The sequence below is a fragment of the Devosia faecipullorum genome (assembly GCF_015158295.1).
In the GTDB taxonomy this organism is placed as follows: domain Bacteria; phylum Pseudomonadota; class Alphaproteobacteria; order Rhizobiales; family Devosiaceae; genus Devosia; species Devosia faecipullorum.
The window spans coordinates 243,545-250,000 of record NZ_JACDXV010000002.1 but is presented as its reverse complement, the minus strand read 5'-3'; the positions used below and the strand labels follow the sequence as shown (position 1 = coordinate 250,000).

The following is a 6,456-nucleotide window of genomic DNA, read 5'->3' as shown; positions in this document are numbered from 1 at the left end:
CGATGACGATCGGCGCCTTGAGCTCACCAGTCCTCACCATTTCGTTGAACGCCAGGCCAAGCCGGTGGCGGTCGCCCAGGCCAACCCAGCAAATGCGCGCCGGCAGGCCCTGGAACTCAATGCGCTCACGCGCCATGTCGAGCCAATTGTGCAGGTGCTTGTTGTCCGGAAGCAGTTCCTTGACCTTCGCATCGGTCCTGGCGATGTCCTGCGGGTCACCCGAAAGGGCCACCCAGCGGAAGGGACCAACGCCCCGGCAAAACAGCGGTCGAATATATGCAGGCACGAAACCTGGAAAAGCAAAGGCATTTTCCAGTCCTTCCTCAAGCGCCATCTGACGGATGTTGTTGCCATAGTCCACGGTCGGGATACCCATCTCCCAGAAGTCGACCATAGCCTTTACCTGAACCTTCATTGAGGCTCGGGCCGCCTTGGCGACCGCCTTGGGATCGCTCTCCTGCCGGTCACGCCACTCGCTCAACGTCCAGCCGAGCGGCAGATAGCCATGCACGGGATCATGGGCAGAGGTCTGGTCGGTGACGATATCGGGCCTCGCCCCCCGCCGGACCAGTTCGGGAAAAATTTCGGCAGCATTGCCGATCAGCGCGATGGACTTTGCCTTACCAGCCTTGGTCCACTCTTCTATCTTGGCCAGGGCCTCATCGAGGCTGCGCGTCTTCTCGTCCACATAGCGGGTGCGCAGACGGAAATCGGCTCGGCTTTCGTCGCATTCGACGGCAAGGCAACAGGCGCCCGCCATCACCGCGGCCAAAGGTTGGGCGCCGCCCATGCCACCGAGCCCGGCGGTCAGTATCCACTTTCCGCTGAGGTCGCCGCCATAATGCTGGCGACCAGCCTCGACGAAGGTTTCATAGGTGCCCTGCACGATGCCCTGTGCACCGATATAGATCCAGGATCCAGCCGTCATCTGGCCGTACATGGCCAGACCGTTCTTGTCCAATTCGTTGAAATGATCCCAATTGGCCCAGTGCGGCACGAGATTGGAATTGGCGATGAGGACGCGCGGCGCGTCCTTGTGGGTGCGGAACACGCCGACGGGCTTGCCGGACTGAACCAGCAGCGTCTCTTCCTCGCTCAATCTCTTGAGCGTGGCGACGATGGCGTCAAAATCCTTCCAGGTGCGGGCGGCGCGACCGATACCACCATAGACGACCAGATCATTGGGGCGCTCCGCCACGTCCGGATCAAGATTGTTCATCAGCATGCGCAACGGCGCTTCGGTCATCCAGCTTTGCGCGCTCAGTTCGCTCCCGCGCGGCGCGTGGATTTCCCGTTCGTTGTGGCGTCGATCGTTCATGTCGTATCTCTTCAGCGTTTCATGCCGAGCGCGATGGCTTCGACGCGCTCGAGGATTTGTTTCAGGTGGGAACGCAGGCGCGCCGCCTTTGCCGGGTCATAGGCAAAGGGCAAGGCTTCAGCCGCAAGATGGCTGGACTGCGACAATTCCATCTGGATGGCGTGCGTTGCCGTCTCGGGCTTGCCGTAATGGCGCGTCGTCCAGCCGCCGCGGAACCGGCCATTGAGTACCGAACTATAACCATCTGCGCCTGCCGCCGCCGCGATGTCGGTCACCGCTTTTTCCATCGCCGGATCACAGCTGGCCCCGTTGTCGGTTCCGATATTGAAATCCGGCAGGCGGCCCTCGAACAGAAACGGGATCAAGGAGCGGATCGAGTGGCAATCGTAAAGCACGGCCACGCCATGCAGGCGCCGCACCCGCTCAAGCTCTGCTGACAAAGCCCGGTGATAGGGGCGATGAAAGGTCTCCAGCCGGGCCGCAATATCCGCCTCGTCCGGCTCACACCCTTCTTTCCAGATGGCATTGCCGTCAAAATCGCTGACGGGAACCAGCCCCGTCGTATTCTGGCCGGGATAAAGGCTGGCGCCGGACGGATCACGATTGGCGTCGATGACATAGCGGTGAAATGTGGCCCGCACCGTGGTTGCCTGCGGCAAAAGCCCTTCATAAAGGTGATGGATATGCCAATCGGTGTCGGCAAGCAGGCTGCCATTGTCATTGAGCCGGGCTCGTATATCCGCCGGCATGTCAGTTCCCGTATGCGGAAAGGCCAGGATGACGGGCGAGGATCCTTGCCTGACCTCAAATACGGCGCTCATCGCTGCCTCCAAGTGACGGCAGGATGTCCGGCGAAACGCTCCGGACGAGCGCGCCGCCGGCGATCAATTGGGTGGCTGCGGCAAGGTCGCCCGCCATATAGCGGTCATTGTCGAGCGGCGGAACAGCGGCCCGAACACAGTCTATCGCCTTTTGCAGCTCGGGGCTGGTGGCCAATGGTCCACGCAATTCCACGCCCTGCGAGCCGGCAAGGGCTTCGATGCCGATAATGGCAAACAGATTTTCCGTCATCGGCAACAGGCGGCGGGCGCCGTGACAGGCCATCGACACATGATCTTCCTGGTTGGCGGAGGTTGGCGTGGAATCGACCGAGGCCGGATGAGACATCTGCTTGTTTTCGCTCATCAGCGCCGCCGAAGTGACTTCCGCAATCATCAGTCCGGAATTGAGGCCGGCATTTTTGGCGAGGAAAGGCGGCAGCCCATATGAAAGCGCCGGATCGACGAGAAGGGCGATGCGGCGTTGGGCGATCGCGCCGATCTCGCATATGGCCAGCGCGATCTGGTCGGCGGCGAATGCCACCGGTTCCGCATGGAAATTGCCTCCGGAAACGACGCTGCCATCCGGCAGCACCAAGGGGTTGTCCGTCACGGCATTCGCTTCGACTTCCAGCGTGCGCGCCACCTGGCGCAGCAGATCGAGACAGGCGCCGTCGACCTGCGGCTGGCAGCGGATACAATAGGGATCCTGGACGCGCTCGTCGCCATGCCGATGGCTCTCGCGAATGGCCGAACCCGCCAATAGCATGCGCAAGGCCGCAGCTGCGTCGATCTGGCCGATATGGCCTCGCAGATTATGAATGTCGGCCACGAAGGGCGCCGACGACCCCATGGCCGCATCGGTGGACAGCGCGCCGGTGATCAGGGCCGCCTGCGCGGCCCTATGCGCGCGGAACAGGCCGGCCAGCGCCAATGCCGTCGACGTCTGGGTGCCATTGATCAGGGCAAGGCCTTCCTTGGCGGCGAGCACCAGGGGCGACAGGCCGGCCTGTGCCAGAGCCACGCCACCAGCCAGCCGCTCGCCTTGATAGAAGGCCTCGCCCTCTCCCATCATCACCGCAGCCATATGGGCCAGGGGCGCCAGATCGCCCGATGCACCAACGGATCCCTTTTCGGGAATGACCGGGATGACATTCTTGGCCAGCATGCCCTCAATCAGGCGAACAACGTCCAGCCGTACGCCTGACGCACCGCGCCCCAGCGATATCAGCTTCAATGCCATGATGAGCCGCACGATGGCCTGCGGCAGAGCCTCCCCGACGCCACAGCAATGGGAGAGGATCAAATTGCGCTGCAGAGTGGCGACGTCGGCCGCATCGATCCTGATCGAAGCGAGCTTGCCGAAGCCGGTATTGACGCCATAGACCGGCTCGTTGCCATTGGCTATGGCGGCGATCCGGGCCGCAGCCTTTTCGATACCGCCATCGAAGGCGCGATCGAGAACGGCATTCTCACTCGTCCAGTAGATTGCGGCAAGATCATCAAGCGGCACCGAGCCCGGCCGAAGCGTGATCGTCATGGATGTATCCTCACGGAAGGCTGGTGCGCGTCGCGGCCGCCACGAATGCGGGCGGCAAGCGGATTGAAACCGATGCGGTAGACCAGTTCCGCAGGTTCGGAGATGTCCCAGATGGCGAAATCGGCAGCTTTTCCGACCTCAAGCGTGCCGATATCGGCCAGGCGGCCCAGCGCACGGGCTGCTTCGCGGGTCGTGCCGGCCAGACATTCTTCCACCGTCAGGCCAAACAATGTTGCGCCCATATTCATGGTCAGCAGCAGCGATGTCAGCGGCGAGGTGCCCGGATTGCAGTCAGTGGCCAGGGCCATGGGCACGCCATGCTGGCGGAACAGATCGACAGGTGGCCTCTTCGTCTCCCGAATGAAATAAAAGGCACCCGGCAATAGGACCGCGACGGTGCCGGCGCCGGCCATGGCTCGCGCGCCGTCTTCATCGGCATATTCGAGGTGATCCGCCGAAAGAGCTCCATAGCTCGCGGCCAGGGCGGCGCCATGCAGGTTCGACAATTGATCGGCATGGAGCTTCATCTTGAGCCCCTTTGCCGAAGCGGCATCGAACACCGATCGTATTTCATCGGGTGAAAAGGCAATGCCTTCGCAAAAACCATCGACCGCGTCGACCAGCCCTTGGGCGTGACAGGCGTCAAGGCCCGGAAGGATGACGTCATTCAGGAAGGCGTCATTGCGGCCCTTATACTCGGCAGGTATCGCGTGGGCGCCCAGATATGTGGTGGTCACGGCGACATCCCGCACTTCACCCAATCGACGGGCGGCGCGCAGCATTTTCATCTCGTCGGCCACCGTCAGGCCATAACCGGACTTGATCTCGACCGTTGTGACGCCTTCGGCCAGCAAGGCGTCGAGGCGCACCAGGCTCTCACGAACAAGTTGAGCCTCATCGGCGGCGCGCGTACTTGTCACGGAAGACACGATGCCGCCTCCAGCCTGCGCCACCTCTTCATACGAAGCCCCGGCCAGCCTCATCTCGAATTCCCGCGCCCGGTGTCCGGCGTGAACGATATGGGTGTGGCAGTCGACAAGCCCCGGGGTGATCCATCGCCCTTCGCAATCGATCGTCTCCGCGCCTGCAAGCTCGGCAATGGGAAGGTCGTTCATGGAGCCGATATGGACGATCCGGCCGTCGCGCACCGCGATAGCACCATTTTCCACAATACCGAGCCCCTGCCGGGCCGGGTTGAGCGTCGCCAGCCGCGCATTGGTCCAAACACGATCACCGCTAGTCAAACATCCCCTCCCCGCCAGCCACATTGCCGAACACTCATCATATGTATATACTTAAAGGCAAGTGACGCAAGCCCAAACTATTTCGAAGGTGCCCCATGCCAGCCATCCATGCCCAAAGCGCGCTCCTGCCGGCCGGATTGGCGCAGGACGTTCGCATCCAGTTCTCCGAGGCGGGCATCGAAAGCGTCGAGGTCGGCGTGCGGCCCTATGACCGGGACGAACGTCATCGCTTCGTCACCCCGGCAATGCCCAACCTGCATAGCCATGCTTTTCAGCGCGCCATGGCGGGTCTCGCCGAGACCCGGGGGCCCGGGCAGGACAGTTTCTGGAGTTGGCGCACCGAAATGTATCGCATCGCGCTGTCGATGACGCCCGACCATGTCGAAGCGATCGCCGCACAACTCTATATGGAAATGCTGGAAACCGGCTTTGGCCGCGTCGGCGAGTTCCACTATCTGCACCACGACAGGGATGGGACCGCCTATGGCGATCCCGCCGAAATGGCGGGGCGCATCGCGGCGGCGAGCGCATCCACCGGCATTGCCCTGACCCTGCTGCCCGTCTTCTACGCCCATTCCGGTTTCGGTGGCGCGGCGCCGGCCGACGGCCAGCGTCGTTTCATCCACGATCTGGAGGGCTTTGCGCGCCTGATGGACCGCTCGCGATCCATCGTTTCGGCCCTGCCACACGCCGTTCTCGGCATTGCGCCACATAGCCTGCGCGCAGCGACCTCCGAGCAATTGCAGGCCGTGATTCCGCTGGCCCATGGCGGGCCGGTGCATATTCACGTTGCCGAGCAGGTCAGGGAAGTGGAGGACTGCTTGGCCTGGTCGGGGCGGCGCCCGGTAGAATGGCTGCTGGACGCGATGCCGGTGGATCGCCGCTGGTGCCTGATCCACGCCACGCATATGACAGATGATGAATTTGAACGGCTCGCACGAAGCGGGGCGATCGCGGGGCTTTGCCCGATCACCGAAGCCAATCTTGGCGACGGCGTGTTTTCGGCGGCCACCTTCAGGGCTTCAGGCGGTCGATTCGGCATAGGTTCTGACAGCAATGTCCTGATCTCGCTGCCGGAGGAATTGCGCATGCTGGAATATTCCCAGCGTCTGTTCCGGCGCGCGCGCAATGTCATTGCCGATCCGGGTCACTCGACCGGAATGAGCCTCTTCGTGGAAGCGTTGCATGGCGGGGCCTCGGCCCTGGGCGTCCATGCCGGCATCGAGGCCGGCCGACCCGCCGACCTGCTGTCGCTGGATCTGGCGGCAGCCGAATATGTCCCGACCGACAAGGTGCTGGATCACTTCATTTTTTCGCGCGGCATCGGCGTTGATAGTGTCTGGGTGGGCGGCACAAAACAGGTAGAAGGCGGGCGGCACAAGAAAAGAGACGCAATCACGGCCCGCTTCATTGCAGCAATGAAAGAACTGACGGCGTAAGCCTTGTAAACATCTGTTAGCCTGAACAGACTGACAGTGAGAGCGAAGCTGCATCGATCCTGGAACAGGATGGGCGGCAAGAGGGGGGCCTCAGCGG

5 protein-coding genes (1 of these 5 running past the window's edge) are annotated in these 6,456 nt (G+C 62.4%); 1 reads left to right on the top strand and 4 read right to left on the bottom strand.

Features of this window, described 5'->3' with window-relative positions:
* The 4 genes in view from hutU to hutI are tightly spaced (at most 11 nt apart) and all read right to left on the bottom strand, a layout consistent with a single transcriptional unit that may run on beyond the window.
* A protein-coding gene (gene hutU, locus H0482_RS07065) for a urocanate hydratase (protein ID WP_193729347.1) crosses the window boundary here: on the bottom strand, nt 1–1,318 show its 5' portion. 353 nt of this gene lie to the left of the window's left edge; only the first 1,318 of its 1,671 coding nucleotides appear in the window; its start codon is at nt 1,316–1,318; its stop codon lies beyond the left edge, outside the window.
* Between the two features lie 11 nt (nt 1,319–1,329).
* Nucleotides 1,330–2,139 (bottom strand): N-formylglutamate deformylase, encoded by an 810-nt coding sequence (gene hutG, locus H0482_RS07060; protein WP_193729346.1) that lies wholly within the window; start codon nt 2,137–2,139, stop codon nt 1,330–1,332.
* Nucleotides 2,123–3,676 carry a histidine ammonia-lyase gene (hutH, locus tag H0482_RS07055; RefSeq protein WP_193729345.1) on the bottom strand — a complete coding sequence of 518 codons (1,554 nt, stop codon included), beginning with the start codon at nt 3,674–3,676 and terminating at the stop codon, nt 2,123–2,125. Before hutH ends, hutG begins: the two co-directional genes overlap by 17 nt.
* Nucleotides 3,673–4,920, bottom strand: coding sequence for an imidazolonepropionase (gene hutI / locus H0482_RS07050; protein ID WP_230989499.1), 1,248 nt, complete (start codon nt 4,918–4,920; stop codon nt 3,673–3,675). The genes hutH and hutI overlap by 4 nt, the downstream gene beginning before the upstream one ends.
* Nucleotides 4,921–5,015: 95 nt before the next feature.
* On the opposite strand from hutI, the gene H0482_RS07045 reads away from it, so the two are divergent.
* A complete protein-coding gene (locus tag H0482_RS07045) occupies nt 5,016–6,359 on the top strand; it encodes a formimidoylglutamate deiminase (RefSeq protein ID WP_193729343.1) in 1,344 nt (447 codons plus the stop codon).
* The last annotated feature ends 97 nt before the right edge of the window (nt 6,360–6,456 follow it).